Source organism: Bradyrhizobium sp. 956_D2_N1_4, assembly GCF_052076025.1.
Lineage (GTDB): Bacteria > Pseudomonadota > Alphaproteobacteria > Rhizobiales > Xanthobacteraceae > Bradyrhizobium > Bradyrhizobium barranii.
This window is the reverse complement of record NZ_CP197237.1, coordinates 3,619,497-3,638,569: the sequence shown is the minus strand read 5'-3', so window position 1 is coordinate 3,638,569 and position 19,073 is coordinate 3,619,497. Positions and strand designations below refer to the sequence as shown.

Genomic DNA, 19,073 nt, shown 5'->3' with positions numbered 1-19,073 from the left:
GCCGGTCGTGCCACGGTCAACCAAGGCTTAACCATCTAAGATGTTGGCGATCCTCGAGTCGGCATTGGCACGTGATTTGCGAACATGCCTGCCGACGACACAGAGAGGACACGAACGATGACAAACACCTTGAAGAACTTCCTGGCCGACGAGCGTGGTGCGACCGCGATCGAATACGGCCTGATTGCCGCCGGCATCGCGCTGGCCATCATTTCCGTCGTGAACGGCATGGGCTCCAAGCTTAACGCCAAATTCGGGTCGATCAGCTCTTCGCTGCGCTGATCGCGTGGGCTCCGCTGCGCGCCAGTATCGCCGCCACGATCAGCGCCGCGACGACGTTCGCGGCGGCGCTGATCAGGATCGGCAACGTATAGCTGTGGTTGACGTCATAGGCGAAGCCGGCCGCACTCGGACCAACCAGCGTGCCGAACGCCACGCTGGTGTAGAGAATACCGATGATTCCGCTGACGTTGCGTCCGCCAAAATAGTCCATGACCACCGCGGGCAGCACCGCGACCCAGCCGCCGTAGAACACGCCGTAGACGAAGGCAAAAGCGGCGAGGGTCCAGACATCGGCGGCGATGGCCCAGATCGCCATCGCGAACGCCATTCCGACCAGGACCATGATGAGCGAGCGATCGCGGCCCATCCGGTCGGCGAGCGCGCCGAGAAAGAAGCGGCCAGCGGTGCTGCCGGCCCCGATCACGCCGAGCAGCAGCACCGCAGAAGACGCCGCGACCCCGTGGTCGCGCGCGTAAGGCACGAGATGGACGAACGGGACGAAGGCGCCGAACGAGCAGACCAGACACGATGCGTAGAGGGCGATGAACCGCGTCGACCGGACGGCCTCGCGCACCGAAGCGCCGCCGGCATTGCTTGCGCCCGCGGCCTCGCGAGGCGGATCACCGTCGGGTCCGAGGCCGCGGTGCTTCGGATCGTTCTCGATCAGCAGCGACGCTCCGCCGCCCAGCACCAGCGCGATCGCGCCCAGCACCAGATAGGCGCCGCGCCAGCCCACCGATGCGATCAACAATGAGGCGAGCGGCGGCATCGCCAGCGTACCGAGCCCGATGCCGCTCACCGCGAGCCCGGAGGCGAAGCCGCGGCGCTTGACGAACCAGCGCTGCACCGCGCCGATCGCGGGAACATAGGCGCAGCCGAGGCCGAGGCCGACGCCCAGCCCGTAGGCGAGATAGACCTCGACAAGGGAACGTGCCGCGCTCGCGGCCGCAAGTCCGACCGCGATCAGGATCATGCCGGCTATGGCCAGCGGACGCGAGCCGAACCGGTCGGCGAGGGGACCGCTGACGAGTCCGAGCGCGAAGTACAGAAAGCCCGCAATCGAAAACACGAGCGAGATTGAACCGCGCGAGGCGCCGAAATCGCGCTGGAGCGGCTCCAGAAATGCGCTGAACGTGTAGGCGGAGCCGAAGCCGACAAACATGACGGCAAATGCCGCCGCGACGACGAACCAGCCATGGAAAATGCCTCGCTGAGCGAGCGTGGATTGAATGGTCAATGCTGCCTCCGCGAGGTGAGGGAAGGATGGCGACGGTGCCAGGACGTGGCACGCTGGAACGCCGCGCCGGCGCGCACGAGCATGGCCTCGCCGAGATGAGCGGCGACGAGCTGGAACGCGATCGGCAGTCCGTCTGCCGATGCACCACCCGGTAGCGTGATCGTGGGATGACCGGTCATGTCGAACGGACAGGTGTAGCGCTGCAGCTTCGCGATCAGATCCGGCTGCTCGCCGAGCGTCTGGATCATGGCGAGCGTCACCGGCGGGAACGGGTGTACCGGGATCAGCAGCAGGTCAATGGTCTCGAACAGCGCGGTGACGCGGCCGCGCAGCGCCAGCCGCCGCAGCAGGATCTTCTGATAATCGAGAGCGGACAGCGCGCGGCCGGCCTCGATCAGCGAGGCGAGCATCGGGCCGTACTCGTTCTTGCGGGCAGGATAGGTCGTCTCGTGCGCGACCGCAGCCTCCACCGCACAATTCGGTGTCCAGTCGGCAATCGCCTGCACTACGTCAGGAAATCTGACATCGACGATGTCGGCGCCTAGCGCGCGGAACGCGTCGATGGCGTCTGCCAGCACGTGCTGTGTCGTAACGTCCACGTCGTCGCTGTTCCAGGCGGCATCGACGCCGATCCGCAAGCCCCGCACGTCCTGTGCGGCCGCGGCCAGATAGTCGGGCACCGGATTGAACACCGAGGTGGGGTCGTTGGGGTCGTGTCCGGCAATGACGCCGAGCAGCGCGCCCGCATCGGCCGCGCTGCGGCCGATCGGTCCGACATGGTCGAGCGTCGCGGCCAGCTCGAAGGCGCCGTGTCGGCTGACGCGACCCCAGCTCGGCTTCAATCCGGTCAGCCCGTTGGCGGCGCAGGGCCAGCGGATCGAACCGCCGGTGTCGGAGCCGAGCGAGCCGAGGCAAAGCCCGGCAGCGGTTGCGACCGCCGAGCCACTGGACGAAATGCCCGGCCAGTAACTCGCATTCCACGGATTCTTCGGCGGCGTCACCAATGGATGGTGATCGGAATAGGCGCCCTCGGTGAGTTGCAGCTTGCCGAGTATCACGGCGCCTGCGTCCTTGAGCCGGCGCACGACGGTTGCGTCTTCGTGGGGACGAAAGTCGCGATGAAGCATGGTGCCGGCCGCCGTCGGAATGCCCTTGGTCCAGAACAGGTCCTTGAGCGCAATCGGCACGCCATGCAGCGGTCCGCGATACCGGCCCTGTGCGATTTCGGCGTCCGCGGCTTTTGCCTCTGCGATGGCGGTTTCCGCCATCACATGAACGTAGCTGCCGAGATCCCGGTCCATGGCGTCGATACGGTCGAGTTGCGCGCGCGTCACGTCCAGCGCGGAGATGTCGCGCGCCCTGAGGCGCGCTGCGAGCGCGGTGAGTTCGAGATAGTGCAGGGCATCGGCCATCGGCTCGGGGTCTCCGTTCTGGTGATCGCAATGGGCGCTCGATCCCGAAGGATTCGACACCAGTATAATTAGGATACAGGTGTCGCTTGCTGTCAACCAGTAAATCTGTTTTACTGGTGTTCCAATCTTTGGTGTTCCGATGTCGAAAGAGTCGCGCAAATTCCAGGTTCCCGACACGCTGGCGAACGTCTACGATTTCGCCAACACGCTCGATGTTCGCCACTTCATGCATTTCGGCGTGGAGCACCCGGAGAGCGATGAGCTCGGCGGGCCGAAGGAACTTGCGGACTGGATGCGGGAACGCGGCCTTGGCGCCGAGGGCGGGCGTGTCACGCCCGCGATGTTTGAGACCGCGCTACGACTGCGCGGCGCCTTGCGCGCCTATCTGCAATGCGAGCCCGCCGAGCGGTCCCGGAACAGGAGCGTTCTCGGCACGCTCAACGAGGCGCTCGCGCCGCTTCCGTTGCGGGTGGAGGCGCGCGCAGGCCGTGGCGCGATGCTGTCGGCAGCGCGCGAGGATGCGCTCGCAGGCCTGTCGGCCATCGCGATCGAGCTCCATGACGCGACGCTTGTGGGAACGCTGGACCGGCTGAAGATGTGTGCGTCGGAAGAATGCCGCCGGGTGTTCTTCGACCGCTCGAAACCATCGACGCGGCGGTGGTGCATGTCGACGCTGTGCGGCAACCGGATGAAGACGCGCGCCTATCGCGAGCGGCAGCGCGAGGCGAAATAGATCACGCGGCGCTCAGGCGCGGTAGTGGCCCGACTTGCCGCCGAGCTTCTCGACCAGATGGATGCCCTCGATGCGCACGCCGCGTTCGACCGCCTTGATCATGTCGTAGATGGTGAGGCAGGCGACCGACACCGCCGTGAGCGCCTCCATCTCGACGCCGGTCGGGCCCGTCACCTTCACGCTGGCGCGGACGAGGCAGCCTGGCAGTTTCGGGTCGGGCTCGATGTCGACCGTGACCTTCGACAGCGCGAGGGGATGACACAGCGGGATCAGCTCCGAGGTGCGTTTGGCGGCCATGATGCCGGCGATGCGCGCGGTGCCGAGCACGTCGCCTTTCTTGGCGTTGCCCGAGACGATGAGATCAAGGGTCGCCTTGGTCATGATGACGTGGCCTTCGGCGACCGCGAGCCGCTCGGTCGCGGGCTTGTCCGACACGTCCACCATCCGCGCCTCGCCGGAGGCGCCAATATGGGTGAGGGCAGGGCCGGCTTTCGCTTTGGATTGCCTGGCCTTGGCGGGCTTGCGCGCCATGTCAGCGCGTACCCGTCGCGCGCGGCGCGTTCTCGCGCGCGAGCAGCGTGCGCGTGGCGGCGGTCACGTCGGCCTGGCGCATCAGGCTCTCGCCGACCAGGAAGGTCGACATGCCGACGCGCTCAAGCCGGGCGAGATCGGCGGGCGTGAAGATGCCACTCTCGCCCACCATCAGCCGTTCCGCAGGGATCAGCGGCGCCAGCGTCTCGCTGGTCGCGAGCGTGGTCTCAAAGGTGCGCAAATTGCGGTTGTTGACGCCGATCATCGGCGAACGCAGCTTCAGCGCGCGGTCGAGCTCGGCGCGGTCGTGGATTTCGATCAGTACGTCCATGCCGTAGGTGAGGGCGGCGTCCTCGAGATCTTTGGCTGTGGCATCGTCGAGCGCGGCCATGATGATCAGGATGCAGTCGGCGCCGTGCGCGCGCGCCTCAATCACCTGATAGGTGTCGAACATGAAATCCTTGCGCAGCACCGGGAGCGACGTCGCCGCGCGCGCCGCCACCATGAAGTCGAGATGGCCCTGGAACGAGGGTGTGTCGGTCAGGACCGACAGACAGGCCGCACCGCCGGCCTCATAGGCCTTGGCGAGCAGCGGCGGATCGAAATCGGCACGGATCAGCCCCTTCGACGGCGAGGCCTTCTTGACCTCGGCAATCAGCGCGTAGTCGCCATTGGCGTGCTTGGCCTTGATCGCGCGGACGAAGCCGCGTGGGGCTCCCTGCGCCTTGGCCTTGGCCTCGACTTCCGAGAGCGGCTGCGCGCGCTTGGCGGCTGCGATCTCTTCGCGCTTGTAGGCTTCGATCTTGGTCAGGATGTCCGACATGTCAGGCTCAGCCGTTCGAGACCGCGATCAGATGCTTCAGCCGCGCGCTCGCCGCGCCGCTGTCGAGCGACTTCGCGCCGATCGCAACGCCCTCCTTGAGGTCCTTGGCGCGGCCGGCCACGACCAGCGCGGCGGCGGCGTTGATCAGCGCGACGTCACGATAGGGGCTCGGCTTGCCGTCGAGCACGCTTTGCAAGGCGATCGCATTGGCGTCGGCGTCGCCGCCCCTGAGCGCACCGGGATCGCAGCGCGGCAGGCCGGCGTCCTCCGGCGTCACCTCGAAATTCCGGATCTCGCCATTGTGGAGCGCGGAGACGAAGGTCGGGCCGGTGAGGGTGATCTCGTCGAGACCGTCGGAGCCATGCACCACCCAGGCGGATTCCGAGCCGAGGTTTTTCAGCACCTGCGCAAGCGGCTGCACCCATTGCCGCGAGAACACGCCGACCATCTGGCGCTTGACGCCGGCCGGGTTCGACAAGGGGCCGAGCAGATTGAAGATCGTGCGTGTCGCAAGCTCGACCCGGGTCGGGCCGACGTTCTTCATCGCCGGATGGTGGGCAGGGGCGAACATGAAGCCGATGCCGCATTCGCGCACACAGCGGCCGACCTGCTCGGGCCTGAGGTCGATCTTCACGCCGAGCGACGCCAGCACGTCGGCGGCGCCCGAGCGCGACGACAGCGCACGGTTGCCGTGCTTGGCCACCGGCAGGCCGGTGCCCGAGACGATGAAGGATGCGCAGGTCGAGACGTTGACCGAGCCGGAGCCGTCACCACCGGTGCCGACAATGTCGACGGCGTCCGCGGGCGCGTCGACCGTGAGCATCTTGGAGCGCATCGCCGAGACCGCGCCGGTGATTTCGTCCACGGTCTCGCCGCGCACCCGCAGCGCCATCAGCAGGCCACCCATCTGCGAGGGCGTGGCCTCGCCGGACATCATGGCGTCGAAGGCGGAAGCCGCTTCGTCACGCGACAGGCTGGCGCCGGTCGCCACTTTTCCAATGATCGATTTCAGGTCGTCCATCGCGTGCTTTCAACTCACTGGTTCGCGCCGGTCACCTGCGCGAAGGCGGCCTGATTAATGGTGGTCCCGATGTCGGTTTCAAGCTTGTTGACGTAGGAGGCGACCTGCTCGTCGGTCAGCGCGCGGTCGAGGCTGTCCTTCAGCTTCTTCACCGCGTCGGACGCGGCGTCGACCGCGGGTTCGACGATGTCGGTGACGCGGAAGACGATTACCTCGCTGCCGCCGCTCACGGCGGTCTGTCCGACCCCGTCCTTGGCGGTGCGGAAGGCGGCCGCAACGACGTTGGCGGGCACGCCGGCGGGCGAGTCGTCGCGCTTGAAGCCGGAGGCGGTCTCGACCTTGGCGTTGATCGCGGCGGCCTCGTCAGCGAGCTTGCCGCCCTGTTCGAGCTTCTGCACCATCTCGGTCGCCTTGGTCTTCAGCTTGGCGGCGATCTGGTCCTGGCGCCAGCGCGCCTCGACCTGGTCGCGGACCTCGTCGAGATTGCGGTCGCGCGAGGGCGTGATGGCGAGCACGTCGTACCAGACATAGCCGCCCTTGAACGAGATCGCGTCGTTGTCGACGCCGACATCGGTGTTGAAGGCCTGCGACACCACGTCGAGGCCCTGCGGGATGCTGGTGACGGGCTGGCCGTTCGGGGTACGGCCGGAGCGGTCGACGGCGTCGATGGTCACGGCCGTGAGGCCGAGCTTCTGCGCCGCATCGATCACGCTGGCGCCGCCGCCGCGCTCGTCTTCCATCTTGTCGCGGAGATCGTTGACCTTGACGCGGGCGCGCTCGGTGGCGATCTCGCGCTTGATGTCGCCGACAAGGCTGGCGTAGTTCGCTTCACTGCCCGGCTCGATCTTGTCGACCTTGACGATGGACGTGCCGAGACGGCCCTGGATCGGCTGGCTGATCTCGCCCGCGGGAAGCGCGAAGGCGGCATCGCCGACCGCGGGGTCGAGCGACGATTTGGTCACGAGCCCGAGGTCGACATCGGAGCTGCTCAGCCCGCGCTCCTTGCCGAGGTCCTCGAACGACATTCCGCCGGCGAGGCGCTCGCGTGCGGCCTGCGCCTCGGCGACGTTGGGGAATACGATCTGATGGATCTGGCGCTTCTCCGGCGTGCCGAGCCGGTCCTTGCGCTGGTCGAACACCTTCTTGGCGTCCTCGTCGGAGACCTCGCTCCATTTGCCGATCTCTTCCGGCGAGACCACGACGAAGGAAATCTTGCGATATTCGGGCGCGCGGAACTGGACCTTGTGATCCTCGAAATAGGCGGCGAGGGCTTCGGGCGAGGGAGCGTCGATGGTGCCAGCCTGCGCGGCGTCGAGCCTGACGAATTCGATCGCTCGCTGCTCGTTCTGGAAGCGCGTCAGTACGTCGATCATGGCCTTCGGCGGTTCGAGGCCGGCACCGATCGTGCCGGTGATCTGCCGGCGCAGTGACACCTTGCGCTGCTCGGAGACGTAGCGCTGCTCGGTATAGCCGAAATTGCGGATCACGGCCTGGAAGCGGTTCGGATCGAAGCTGCCGCCGACGCCCTTGAAGTTGGGGTCGTTCATGATGACCTGGCGGATCTGTTCGTCGGACTGGCCGAGCCCGAGCCGGCGGGCTTCTTCGTCGAGGGCGGCTTCCGCGATCGTCTGCTGAAGCACCTGGCGGTCGAGGCCGAAGGCACGCGCCTGGTCAGGCGTCAGCGGGCGGCCGAACTGGCGGCTGATCTGTTGCAGCCGGTCGGTATAGGTCTGCCGGAACTCGTTCAACGAAATCTCGGTGCTGCCGACCTTGGCCACCGTCGACTGCCCGAAGCCTTTGAAGATATCGGCGATGCCCCAAACGCCGAAACTGATGATCAACACGCCCATCACCACGGCCATAATGGACTTGCCGAGCCAGTTTGATGAGGCCTTGCGCATTCCTCGAAGCATTTGGTCCAACTTGTTTGGCAGGAGGGGAACGGGAGCGCGTCTTAATGCAGATTCCGCAAAAGCGCGTCACCAAATTGATCAATCATCATAAAGTGGCGGCTTTCCCCCCGCAACCTCGGGCCACGCGGTCCCTCGACGCTGCGGTTAAAAGCCTTAGCTCTCTGGAACTGCCGCGACAGCTCTGCTAGCGCATGCACAAACCTCATTTTGCTGGAAATTGACATGACCGACGCCATCCGACCGCTGATCGCCGGCAATTGGAAAATGAACGGCCTCAAGGGCTCGGCTGCCGAATTCGACGCCATGCTCAAAGGCGCGGCAGAGGTGGCCGCCAAGGCCGACCTGCTGGTCTGCCCGCCCGCGACCCTGATCGCGGCCTTCGCCGACAAGGCGCGCGGCAGCAAGGTCGCGGTGGGGGCGCAGGATTGCCACCCCAAGGCCTCCGGCGCCAATACCGGCGATATCGCTGCCGAAATGCTGGCCGATGCCGGTGCGACCGCCATCATCGTCGGCCATTCCGAGCGTCGCGCCGACCACGGCGAGGGCGATGCCCTGATCCGGCAGAAGGCCGAGGCCGCCTGGCGCGCCGGCGTCACCGCGATCGTCTGCATCGGTGAGACGCAAGGCCAGCGCGATGCCGGCCAGACACTGGACATCCTGCGCGGCCAGCTCGGCGGCTCGCTGCCGGACGGCTCGACCGCCGCCAACTTGGTCGTGGCCTATGAGCCGGTCTGGGCGATCGGCACCGGCCTGACCCCGACGGCCCAGGATGTCGAGCAGATTCATGGCTTTATCCGGGAACTCCTGACCTCCCGGTTCAGGGCGGACGGGGCCAGGATGCGGATCCTCTATGGCGGCTCGGTCAAGCCGTCGAACGCGGCCGAGCTGATGTCCGTGAAAAACGTCAACGGCGCGCTGGTCGGCGGCGCCAGCCTGAAGGCGGCCGATTTCCTTGCGATTGCGAAGGGCTGCCCCTAGCTAATCTCAAAGCGCGGCCGTGGCCGATCGGGGGGTGGCAATGCCTCTTCTGATCGTGTAACACCGCGCAACTTCAGGAAAACCCGCGAAGCGCGATCGGCCGCCGTCTCGGCGCTGTCGGCTTGTGACGGAAGGACACTATGCAGACTGTTGTCATCGTCATTCACCTCATGATCGTCGCCGTCATGATCGGCGCCGTCCTGCTCCAGAAGTCGGAAGGCGGCGGCCTCGGCATGGGCGGGGGCGCGGGCTTCATGTCCAGCCGCGGCACCGCGAACCTTTTGACGCGGACCACCGCGATCCTGGCTGGGGGCTTCTTCCTCACCAGCCTGTTCCTGTCCTGGCATGCCGGCTACAACCGGGCGCCTTCGTCGATCATCGGCGCGCCGGCGTCCCAGACCCAGCCGGCCGGAGGCGCCCCGATCGCGCCGCCGACCTCGGGCGGCATCCTGGATTCGCTGAAGAAGGCCGACGAACAGCAGCAGAACCAGGCGCCAGCCGGCCCGCAGGTGCCGCGCTCGCAATAAAGCAGGGGGGCCATGCAGGGCGGCTTCTACCGTCCTGCATCAAAAATCCCCATCAAGGCTCTGTCACCACTCTTAGTTTTGGCTCACCCACAGGCCCGCAAATTATTTGGGGCGGAATACGAATCGCTTTGGCGAATCGAATTCGAGGGATTAGAGGTTAAGTCCCATGGCGCGGTACATATTCATCACCGGCGGCGTGGTCTCTTCGCTCGGCAAGGGTCTGGCTTCAGCGGCACTGGGTGCCCTGTTGCAAGCCCGGGGCTACAAGGTCCGCCTCCGCAAGCTCGACCCCTATCTCAACCTCGATCCCGGAACGATGTCGCCGTATCAGCACGGCGAAGTGTTCGTGACCGATGACGGCGCGGAGACCGATCTCGATCTCGGTCACTACGAGCGCTTCACCGGCCGGCCTGCGACCAAGCAGGACAACATCACCACTGGGCGCATCTACCAGGACATCATCTCCAAGGAGCGGCGCGGCGATTATCTCGGTGCGACGATCCAGGTGGTTCCGCACGTCACCAACGCCATCAAGGAATTCGTCCTCTCCGGCAATGACGATTACGACTTCGTGCTGGTCGAGATCGGCGGCACCGTCGGCGACATCGAGGGTCTGCCTTTCTTCGAGGCGATTCGTCAGCTCAAGAACGAGCTGCCGCGCGATCATGCCGTCTACATCCATCTGACGCTGCTGCCTTACATCCCGAGTGCGGGCGAGCTGAAGACCAAGCCGACGCAGCACTCGGTGAAGGAGCTGCGCTCGATCGGCATCCAGCCGGACATCCTGCTCTGCCGCACCGACCGCGAGATCCCGAAGGAAGAGCGGCGCAAGCTCGGGCTGTTCTGCAACGTGCGCGAAAGCGCCGTGATCGAGGCGCGCGACGTCGACAACATCTACGCCGTGCCCGAGGCCTATCACAATGCGGGCCTGGACGACGAAGTGCTCGCCGCCTTCGGCATCGGCTCGCGGATTCCGCCGGAGCTGCGAAGCTGGCAGCAGATCAACGAGCGCGTCCGCAATCCCGAAGGCAACGTCACCATCGCCATCGTCGGCAAATATACCGGCATGAAGGATGCGTATAAGTCGCTGATCGAGGCGCTCTCGCATGGCGGCATCGCCAACAAGGTGAAGGTCAATCTCGACTGGATCGAGAGCGAGATCTTCGAGAAGGAAGATCCCGCGCCGTTCCTCGAACACGTCAACGGCATCCTGGTGCCGGGCGGCTTCGGCCAGCGCGGCGCCGAAGGCAAGATCCGCGCGGCGCAGTTCGCGCGTGAGCGCGACGTGCCGTATTTCGGCATCTGCTTCGGCATGCAGATGGCGGTGATCGAAGCCGCACGAAACCTCGTCGGCATCGAGGACGCCAACTCCACCGAGTTCGGCCCGACCAAGGAGCCGCTGGTCGGCCTGATGACAGAATGGCTGCGCGGCAACGAGCTCGAGAAGCGCTCCAAGGCCGGCGATCTCGGCGGCACGATGCGTCTCGGCGCCTATCCCGCGGCGCTCAATCGCGGCAGCCGCGTCTCGCAGGTCTATGGCGGCGCGACCGAGATTTCCGAGCGCCACCGCCACCGCTACGAGGTCAACACCGCCTACAAGGACCGCCTCGAGCAGCATGGGCTGAAATTCTCCGGCCTATCGCCCGACGGCGTGCTGCCGGAGATCGTCGAGTACGAGGATCATCCCTGGTTCATCGGCGTCCAGTTCCACCCCGAGCTGAAGTCGCGGCCTTTTGAGCCTCATCCTCTCTTCGCCTCGTTCATTCAGGCGGCGATGGTGCAGTCGCGGCTGGTGTGATGCCTCAGGGCGCGGCGGTGTAGTCGCGCACGAGGTGCATCGGCGCCGGCGCGACCGGCATTGAGGCATCAGGCGCAAGCGTTTCCGTGACGATCTTCATCTGCGGCCGTCGCGTCAGCTTGTAGACGGCGGCCGGCGGCATGTTCAGCAAGGCGCGATCCACCAGCTTTGCCCGCAAGCCCAGCCGGTCGAGCACCGGCCGCGGCACGGGGCAGCTCATCCCGTAGGTGAACTGATAGAACGCGCCTCCCGGGCGGACGTAACGGAACGCGCCGCCGATGATGGAGACGACCTTGCGCGTCGACATATTGAGCAGCGGCAGGCCGCTGACCACGGCGCCGACCGGCGCGCCGTCATAGAGCCGTTCCGTCGTGAGCCGTCCTGCATCCATCCACAACACGCGCGCGCCGGGAAAACGGATTTGCAGGAGCTTGGTGAAGTCCGAACCGTATTCGATCAGCGTGAGGTCCTGCTGGCGCACGCCGCGCTTCAGAAGCTTGTAGGTGAAAGCGCCGGTGCCGGGGCCGAGCTCGAGGATCGGGCCGGTCGTTGCGGTGATCTCGCGGGTGATGAGATCGGCTAGGGCAGCGCCCGAAGGCGCGATCGCGCCGACCCGCCGCGGGGCCGACATCCAGGACAGGAAGAATGAGAGGAAATCGTTGGGCATGCGCACTCCGGCATTTCGATTGCGCCTCGCAAATAAGAGGTGAGGCGGTCGAAGAGTCGCCTGAGCGCATTGCGACAGCATTGCGCTTGAGACGCAGAGACGAATTGAATCAGCCCTGTTGCAGGGGCGGCAGCGTCATCCTGAAGCACGCACCGCCGTTCGGTCCGTCCAGGACCGAAACGTGACCGCCATGGAGGAGCATGATCTCGTGCACCATGTTGAGGCCGAGGCCGGCGCCGCGATCGAGCGGCGTGAGCCGGTAGAACGGCTCGAAGATCAGCTCGCGCTGATCGGCCGGAATGCCCGCGCCCTCGTCGGTGACCTCGATGCTGGCGGGACGGCTGACGCGAATGACGATCGTGCCGCGGCGAGGGCCGTGCTGGATGGCATTCTGCACGAGGTTGGTCAGCGCGCGTTCGAGCGCGGCCGCGTCGCCGAGTACGTCGATCCGCGCCGCCGGTGCGTCGAAGGACAGCTCATAGCCAGCCGCGATCGCCAGTGGTGCGAGGTCGGCGGCAACGCCTTGCGCGACGGAGACCAGGTCGACCGACACGAATGGATGCCCGCAACGGTCGAGCCGCTGGATATCCAGCAATTGCTCGGCAAGTGTCGCGAGCCGCGCCGCATCCTCGATCAGGCGGGTCTTGTCCGGTCCCGACGGCAGCGATTCCAGCCGCGTGTTCAGGATCGCGATCGGCGTGCGCAGCTCGTGCGCGGCGTCGGCAACGAAGCGTTTGTGGCGGGCGTAACCCTGATCGAGCCGCGCGAGAGCGTCATTGACCGCGGCCACGAGCGGCACCACCTCGAGCGGAATCTGCTCCACCGACAGCCGCGCGCCGCGCTGATGGATATCGATCCGCCGGGCCTGGTCTGCGGTCGCGTCCAATCCTCTGAAAGCGCGCTGCACGACCATCGGCGTCGCGATGAACGTCGCGGTCCCCATCAACAGCAGGCCGGGGAGCGCGATGCCCAGCAACACGAGCGACGTCGTGAACACCGCCTTGGCGCCGCTGAGCTTCCCCTGCGTCGCCGTGATGACCTGCACGTTGCCGGCGGCCGTGTCGATGCGTTTCAACCGCGCCGCCGGCTTGCGTGGATCGTCCTCGAAGAGCTGCCAGCCGAGCCGCGCCTGGCTGATCTGGTCGAGGGCGCCGCCGATCCCGGCGAATTCGGCCGGCACGGAGCCTTCACTGAGCGAATTCCCCTGTCTGTCGCGAACCAGCAACCAGAGGTCGGGGGTCTCCTCGCGCAAGGCTTTCAGCTCCGCCGTCGGCCGCAGCGTCAGGCCGCCGGCTGCGTCGCGCGCGAGCGCGCTCTGCACGACGTCGATCACGCGGTCTTCGTCCCGTTGGACCAGCACGAAGCCTGTAGCGCACAGCGCGCCGATGATGACGACGACCAAAGCGACGAACAGCGCGGCCTGGAGCGAAAGCAGGCGCCAGCTCAGCCGAGAGCGCAGGCAATATGGGTCGGCGTGCCTGCTCACGGCAGTTTCTTCAGAAGATAGCCGACGCCGCGGATGCCGTGGATCTCCACGTACGCGTCGGCTTCGGCAAGCTTGCGGCGCAGTCGCGAGACATGCGTATCGAGTGCGTTCGACTGGATCTCGTCGTCGAAACTGTAGACCGCTTCCTCCAGCGCCGATCGCAGCACGGTCCGGCCCATACGGCGGACCAGGGCTTCCAGCACGAGGAGCTCCCGCCGAGGCAGTTCGAGCGGAGCCCCGTCGACGCTCGCCTCGCGATGGCCGAAGTCGAAGGCGAGGCGGCCGGCGCGAATGATGTCGGGCTGAACCCCGGCGGGCCGGCGCAACACCGCGCGCAGGCGCGCCAGCAATTCCTCCACCGCGAATGGTTTTGCCAGATAATCATCCGCCCCGCTGTCGAGCCCGGCGACGCGATCGGCGAGCTCGCCGCGTGCCGTCAACACGATGATCGGCACACCGTCGGCGCGCGCTCTCAGTTTCGGAATCAGGGCAAGACCGTCGCCGTCGGGCAGCTGGCGATCGAGCAGCACGGCGGCGTGCACGTCGGCGGAAATGGCCTCTTCGGCCTCGGCAAGCGTTGGCACGTGATCGACGATCATGTCGTACCGCTTGAGCGCCGAGGCCAGCGCCCCGGCCATCTCCGCTTCATCCTCGACGAGCAAAATCCGCATGATCCGCACCTGAGCCTCAACCGAAGCGTTGTAGCGGCAGTATCATTGCGGCAGCATTACGGGAACCGGGTGCGATCGGGGCCGGCAAGCCATGCGCCAGACGCCGCGGGCGGTATCGGGCGGGGCCGAAGACACCGTCACGGCCAGCCGTTATAACCCCCGACGTCATCAGGGAGGAACCAGAATGATCTATGAAATGCGCATCTACCGTTGCGTGCCCGGCCGCCTGCCGGCGCTCCTGAAGCGGTTCGAGACGGTCACGCTGAAGCTCTGGGAGAAGCACGGCATCAAGCAGGCCGGGTTCTTCACCACGCTGATCGGCGAATCCAACCAGGAGCTGACCTATTTCCTGGCGTGGGATTCGCTCGCCGACCGCGAAGCGAAGTGGGGCAAGTTCATGACCGACCCGGACTGGATGAAGGCGCGTGCCGAGAGCGAAGCGGACGGCCAGATCGTCGGCAACATCGTCAGCCAGCTCCTGACGCCGACCGCCTTCTCGGCGGTGAAGTAAGGGGCCGCCGGCGCAAGGGCCTCGCACGGAACCCCGGCGCAACCCTGATATTCGGGTGGCCCGGGGCGAATGGGGTTGATCCGACCCTGATGGCGGCTATGGTCGCGCCGAAACGAGGGACATTGGCCTTGAGCTCTTCGAATTCAGCGGCGCCGGTCGTCACCATTGGCACAGTCAGGTTCGGCAACGATCTGCCGATCTCGATCATTGCCGGGCCGTGCCAGCTCGAAAGCCGCCAGCATGCGCTGGAGGTGGCCTCTGCGCTGAGGGAGATCGCCGCGCGGCTGAAGATCGGGCTCGTCTACAAGACCTCGTTCGACAAGGCCAACCGCACCAGCGCGTCGGCGGCACGCGGTCTCGGGCTCGCACAGTCGCTGCCGATCTTCGCCGAGATACGCGCCTCTCTCGGCTTGCCGGTCCTGACCGACGTGCATGACGCCGCGCAGTGCGCCGAGGTGGCGCAAGCCGTGGACATCCTCCAGATCCCGGCCTTCCTGTGCCGGCAGACCGATCTGCTGCTGGCGGCTGCCGCGACGGGCAAGGTCGTCAACGTCAAGAAGGGGCAATTCCTCGCGCCCTGGGACATGGCCAATGTCGTGACCAAGATCACGACCGCAAGCAATCCCAACGTGCTCGTCACCGAGCGCGGCGCCTCGTTCGGCTACAACACACTGGTCTCCGACATGCGCGCGCTGCCGATCCTGGCGCGCACCACCGGCGCGCCCGTGATCTTCGACGCCACCCATTCAGTGCAGCAGCCGGGCGGGAAGGGGACGTCCTCGGGCGGCGAGCGTGAATTCGTGCCGGTGCTGGCCCGTGCAGCCGTCGCGGTCGGCGTTGCCGGCGTCTTCATCGAGACCCATCCCGACCCTGATCGCGCGCCATCGGACGGGCCCAACATGGTGCCGCTGCGCGAGTTCGAAGGGCTGATCCGCACGCTGATGGCATTCGACGCGGTGACGAAAAGCACAACGCGCTGATGTCCCCGCCTGCGACCGGGCCGTCGTCCGACCAGAAGTTTCCGCCCGCGATCAATATCATCGCGCTCGCTAGCTTCTCGGCGGCGTTATCCACGCGCGCGCTCGATCCCGTCCTGCCGCATGTCGCGGAAGATTTTTCGATCAGTATCACGACGGCCGCCAGCATCGCGGCCGGCTACGCCTTGATCTACGCGCTGGTTCAGCCGGTGATCGGAGCGGCTGCCGATCTGTTCGGCAAGGCGCGGTTGATGACGCTGTGCCTGGCGCTGCTTGGCGTCTCCTGCATTCTTGGCGCGGTCGCGACCACCTTCTCGGGCCTGTTCGCGAGCCGCATCCTCGCCGGGATCGCCTCCGGTGGCGTGTTTCCGGTCGCCCTCGGCCTGACCGCCGACCTCGTTGCACCCGCCAAGCGGCAGGTCGCGATCGGCCGCACGCTTGCAGGTTCGATGACCGGCAATCTGCTCGGTGCGACCGCCTCCGGCATCATCGGTGAACTCATCGGCTGGCGCGGTGTGCTCATGATGCTCGGCGCGCTCGGCCTGATCGCGGCCGTTGCGGTGGCCGCGGGCTTTCGCGGTGCCGCGCTGACGGCGCCGCCGAAGACGGATATGAAGGCCTTGCGGCAGGGCTACCGGACCATCTTCGCCAACCCCAACACGCGCTACTGCTACTCGGCGGTCTTCGTCGAGGGCTGCTGCGTATTCGGCCTGTTTCCGTTCATCGCCGCGCTGCTGTTCGATCTCGGCGAGAAGTCGCCGTCGATCGCGGGCATCGTGATCGCGGGCTTTGCGATCGGCGGACTGTTCTACACTTTCACGGTCTCACGCTTCCTGCCGTGGCTCGGCGTCAGGGGCATGATGATTGCGGGCGCGGGCCTCGTCGGACTGCAGCTCGGCGTGCTCGCCTTCGGTCCCGCATGGAAGCTGCAATTCGCCAGCATGCTGGCGATGGGCTGGGGGTTCTACATGATCCACGGCTGCCTGCAGGTGTTTGCCAGCGAGCTGTCGATCGGGGCGCGGGCGACGGCGATGTCGCTGCATTCGTTCTTCTTCTTCATGGGGCAGACCGTTGGCCCGATCGCCTATGGGCTTGGCCTCCAGCACGGTGGCAAGGTCTCGACCCTGCTCACGAGCGCCGCGATCATGGTGGCGCTTGGTCTCGTCTGCGCCCGGCTGCTCAAGCAGCGGGCACCCTCGGACGCACGGGTCTGAGGGGAGTATCGAACTACCGGTTTCCGTATTTTCCCGGAAGAGATTGGTAGCCAAAGCCGTTCAATCTTAAACCAAATCTCATCGTTCGCTCCGTAGATTGCCCGCGAACCGCGTCTTGGCGGCAATATGGATCAGTCGATGCAAAAGCAGCGTTCGGTCGCCCGCATCCTCGGGGCGGTGGTTGGATCTCTCGGTCTCGTCCTCGTCGTCATCTGCGCCTATGCGCTGAAGCTCGCGGTCACCCGCTACTCGGACAGCAACCGCATCGTCTCGCTCGCGGTCGCCAGCCGCGACCTGACCAATACGCTCGTGATTTTCCGCCTGGAGCGCGGTGACACGCTGAGCTATCTGGCGTCGGCTGCCCCCGCGCCCGACAGCGTCATGAGCAGTCTCGCCGACCAGCGAGCCACGGTGCAGAAGAATTACGCGCAGGCCTTGCAGAGCCTCGCCTCTGCTGAAGCGCCCGGTCTTGCCGAAAAGCTCGACAAGCTCCGCGGCATCTGGGCGCAGCTCGAGGAGCTGCGGCCGCGCGCGGTCACTGCGCTGAAGCAGGAGAAGGCGGCGCGCGACGCGAACCTGCAACCGAGCTGGGCCAAGATCAGCGACGCCTATATGGATGCGATCGGCGACGTCACCGCCCATGTCGACAACGCGATGACGCTGATCGATCCCGTGGTCGATCGCCTCTTGATCGCCAAGCAGGCCTCCTGGCAGGCCCGCGCCAACGCAGGTCAGACCATTCTCGTCCAGTTCTCCTCGATCCTCGCCAACAAGACCTGGACCGCCGCCGATGGCGTAACCTTCGCCGATCTGCGCGGCCGCATCCAGCAGTCCTGGGTGGTCGTGCGCGATCTCAGCCCGAATGTGGCCTCGCCCGAGCTGTTGCAGGCGATCCGTAACGCCGAGCCGGAAATCTCCGGCGCGCTCAGCGACGAACGCAATGCCATTGCGACCAAGCTGCTCGCCGGCGAGCCCGCCGGCGTCGCAGGCATCGACTACCGCGATCGTCAGCTTGTCGGCGCCAACAATGTTGTCATCGTCACGCAAACCGCGCTCGCCAACATGATCTCGCGGGCCGAAGACGGCGCCTCGCGCGCCCGCGTCAGCCTGATCCTGTTCGGCCTGCTGGTGCCGGCCTCGCTGGCGCTGACCATCGGCGGGCTGACGCTGATGCGCAACCGCGTCACCCGGCCGCTGACCGCGATCACCGGTGTCATGACCCGTTTCGCGGCGCATGATTTCGCCGGCGAGGTGCCGGGCCTCGGCCGCAATGACGAGATCGGCCGCATGGCCGCGGCGCTCCAGGTGTTCAAGGAAGCCATGATCAACGCCGAGCGCCTGTCCGGCGACCAGGCCGCCGAGCGCGTCGACAAGGAGAAGCGTGCATCCGAATTGTCCAGCCTCGTGCGGCAATTCGAGAGCCGCATCGGCCAGATGGTACAGACGTTGTCGAGCGCCTCGGGCGAGCTGGAGACGACCGCGCGCTCGATGTCGGGCACGGCAGCCGAGGCCCAGACCCAGGCCGGCTCGGCCTCGACGCTCGCCGACCAGGTCGGCGGCGGCGTGCAGACCGTGGCGGCTGCGGCGGAGGAGCTCAACGCCTCGATCCGCGAGATCAACCGTCAGGTCGAGCAGGCGACGCGCGCCACCGAGCAGGCGGTTGTCACCGTCAAGGAAACCGACAGCACCATGCGCGCGCTTGCCGACGGCGCCGATCGCATCGGCGAGGTCATCGGCCTCATCACCTCGATCGCCGGCCAGACCAACCTGCTGGCGCTGAACGCGACGATCGAGGCAGCCCGAGCCGGCGAGTCCGGTAGAGGTTTTGCGGTGGTGGCGAGCGAGGTGAAGAACCTGGCCTCCCAGACGGCGAAGGCGACCGAAGAGATCAGCGCCCAGATCACGGAGATCCAGGGGGCGACGCAGAAGGCGGTCTCGGCGATCGACGGCATCGTCAAGACCATCGAGGAGGTCTCGAGCATCAACCGCGTCATCGCCGCCGCCATCGAGGAGCAGAACAAGGCCACCGCCGAGATCGCAAACACCGTGCAGCACACGGCGGAAGCGACCTCGACCGTCACCCGCAACATCGCAACCGTGTCGTCAGCGGCGAACGAGACCGGCCGCGCCGCTTCCGGCGTGTTGAAGGCCGCCGCCAACCTGTCGAGCCAGTCGACCTCGCTGACGTCGGAGGTCGACGGCTTCATCAGCAAGGTGAGGGCGGTGGCGTAAGGGCTGCCGCGCGCTCTATCGAATGTCCTTGGCCCCCAGAGACGGCGCTTCGCGCCGCGC

At 66.3% G+C, this 19,073-nt stretch carries 18 protein-coding genes; 9 read left to right on the top strand and 9 right to left on the bottom strand.

Features of this window, described 5'->3' with window-relative positions; all coding sequences use genetic code 11:
- Positions 1 to 117: 117 nt before the first annotated feature.
- Positions 118 to 282, top strand: a complete 165-nt coding sequence (locus AB7535_RS17070; RefSeq protein ID WP_028149628.1) for a Flp family type IVb pilin — start codon at positions 118 to 120, stop codon at positions 280 to 282.
- Here the strand turns inward: AB7535_RS17070 and AB7535_RS17065 are convergent.
- Together AB7535_RS17065 and AB7535_RS17060 are read right to left on the bottom strand one after the other, a co-directional pair.
- The gene (locus AB7535_RS17065; RefSeq protein ID WP_135213793.1) at positions 263 to 1,519 is read right to left on the bottom strand and encodes an MFS transporter; all 1,257 of its coding nucleotides are present in this window, start codon (positions 1,517 to 1,519) and stop codon (positions 263 to 265) included. The genes AB7535_RS17070 and AB7535_RS17065 overlap by 20 nt on opposite strands.
- A complete protein-coding gene (locus tag AB7535_RS17060) occupies positions 1,516 to 2,931 on the bottom strand; it encodes an amidase (RefSeq protein WP_439036691.1) in 1,416 nt (471 codons plus the stop codon). The genes AB7535_RS17065 and AB7535_RS17060 overlap by 4 nt, the downstream gene beginning before the upstream one ends.
- Before the next feature lie 139 nt (positions 2,932 to 3,070).
- Between AB7535_RS17060 and AB7535_RS17055 the strand changes: the two genes are divergently transcribed.
- A complete protein-coding gene (locus AB7535_RS17055) occupies positions 3,071 to 3,664 on the top strand; it encodes a CGNR zinc finger domain-containing protein (RefSeq protein WP_135213791.1) in 594 nt (197 codons plus the stop codon).
- A 12-nt stretch (positions 3,665 to 3,676) separates the two neighbouring features.
- Here the strand turns inward: AB7535_RS17055 and moaC are convergent, their stop codons facing one another.
- Genes moaC through AB7535_RS17035 form a run of 4 tightly spaced genes read right to left on the bottom strand, consistent with a single transcriptional unit; the run spans position 3,677 to position 7,952 of the window.
- Complete coding sequence (moaC, locus tag AB7535_RS17050) at positions 3,677 to 4,195, bottom strand: cyclic pyranopterin monophosphate synthase MoaC (RefSeq protein ID WP_135213790.1); 519 nt, start codon at positions 4,193 to 4,195, stop codon at positions 3,677 to 3,679.
- Between the two features lies 1 nt (position 4,196).
- Positions 4,197 to 5,018 (bottom strand): indole-3-glycerol phosphate synthase TrpC, encoded by an 822-nt coding sequence (gene trpC / locus AB7535_RS17045; RefSeq protein ID WP_135213789.1) that lies wholly within the window; start codon positions 5,016 to 5,018, stop codon positions 4,197 to 4,199.
- A gap of 7 nt (positions 5,019 to 5,025) precedes the next feature.
- A complete protein-coding gene (trpD, locus tag AB7535_RS17040; protein WP_166341966.1) occupies positions 5,026 to 6,039 on the bottom strand; it encodes an anthranilate phosphoribosyltransferase in 1,014 nt (337 codons plus the stop codon).
- 14 nt (positions 6,040 to 6,053) lie between these two features.
- On the bottom strand, positions 6,054 to 7,952 hold the full coding sequence (locus AB7535_RS17035; protein ID WP_135213787.1) for a SurA N-terminal domain-containing protein: 1,899 nt from the start codon (positions 7,950 to 7,952) through the stop codon (positions 6,054 to 6,056).
- Positions 7,953 to 8,174: 222 nt separating this feature from the next.
- On the opposite strand from AB7535_RS17035, the gene tpiA reads away from it, so the two are divergent.
- The 3 genes from tpiA to AB7535_RS17020 all read left to right on the top strand — a co-directional run bounded on the left by tpiA (position 8,175) and on the right by AB7535_RS17020 (position 11,255).
- Entirely contained in the window at positions 8,175 to 8,930 is a 756-nt protein-coding gene (tpiA, locus tag AB7535_RS17030; protein WP_354077746.1) for a triose-phosphate isomerase, read from the top strand.
- A 140-nt stretch (positions 8,931 to 9,070) separates the two neighbouring features.
- Positions 9,071 to 9,457, top strand: coding sequence for a preprotein translocase subunit SecG (secG, locus tag AB7535_RS17025; RefSeq protein ID WP_063983061.1), 387 nt, complete (start codon positions 9,071 to 9,073; stop codon positions 9,455 to 9,457).
- Between the two features lie 166 nt (positions 9,458 to 9,623).
- Positions 9,624 to 11,255 carry a CTP synthase gene (locus AB7535_RS17020; RefSeq protein ID WP_014494987.1) on the top strand — a complete coding sequence of 544 codons (1,632 nt, stop codon included), beginning with the start codon at positions 9,624 to 9,626 and terminating at the stop codon, positions 11,253 to 11,255.
- 4 nt (positions 11,256 to 11,259) lie between these two features.
- Here the strand turns inward: AB7535_RS17020 and AB7535_RS17015 are convergent, their stop codons facing one another.
- From AB7535_RS17015 to AB7535_RS17005, 3 genes are all read right to left on the bottom strand, one after another.
- Positions 11,260 to 11,922 carry a class I SAM-dependent methyltransferase gene (locus AB7535_RS17015; protein ID WP_167767912.1) on the bottom strand — a complete coding sequence of 221 codons (663 nt, stop codon included), beginning with the start codon at positions 11,920 to 11,922 and terminating at the stop codon, positions 11,260 to 11,262.
- Between the two features lie 109 nt (positions 11,923 to 12,031).
- Entirely contained in the window at positions 12,032 to 13,408 is a 1,377-nt protein-coding gene (locus AB7535_RS17010; RefSeq protein ID WP_135213784.1) for a sensor histidine kinase, read from the bottom strand.
- Positions 13,405 to 14,079: a response regulator transcription factor gene (locus AB7535_RS17005; protein WP_135213871.1), complete on the bottom strand. Its 675-nt coding sequence runs from the start codon at positions 14,077 to 14,079 to the stop codon at positions 13,405 to 13,407. Before AB7535_RS17005 ends, AB7535_RS17010 begins: the two co-directional genes overlap by 4 nt.
- Positions 14,080 to 14,263: 184 nt before the next feature.
- Between AB7535_RS17005 and AB7535_RS17000 the strand changes: the two genes are divergently transcribed.
- The 4 genes from AB7535_RS17000 (at position 14,264) to AB7535_RS16985 (ending at position 19,013) form a co-directional block, all read left to right on the top strand.
- Positions 14,264 to 14,590, top strand: a complete 327-nt coding sequence (locus AB7535_RS17000) for an NIPSNAP family protein (RefSeq protein WP_063983065.1) — start codon at positions 14,264 to 14,266, stop codon at positions 14,588 to 14,590.
- 128 nt (positions 14,591 to 14,718) lie between these two features.
- Complete coding sequence (kdsA, locus tag AB7535_RS16995) at positions 14,719 to 15,570, top strand: 3-deoxy-8-phosphooctulonate synthase (protein WP_135213783.1); 852 nt, start codon at positions 14,719 to 14,721, stop codon at positions 15,568 to 15,570.
- The gene (locus tag AB7535_RS16990; protein ID WP_135213782.1) at positions 15,570 to 16,781 is read left to right on the top strand and encodes an MFS transporter; all 1,212 of its coding nucleotides are present in this window, start codon (positions 15,570 to 15,572) and stop codon (positions 16,779 to 16,781) included. Before kdsA ends, AB7535_RS16990 begins: the two co-directional genes overlap by 1 nt.
- A 138-nt stretch (positions 16,782 to 16,919) precedes the next feature.
- Positions 16,920 to 19,013 carry a methyl-accepting chemotaxis protein gene (locus tag AB7535_RS16985; protein ID WP_135213781.1) on the top strand — a complete coding sequence of 698 codons (2,094 nt, stop codon included), beginning with the start codon at positions 16,920 to 16,922 and terminating at the stop codon, positions 19,011 to 19,013.
- Positions 19,014 to 19,073: the final 60 nt, after the last annotated feature.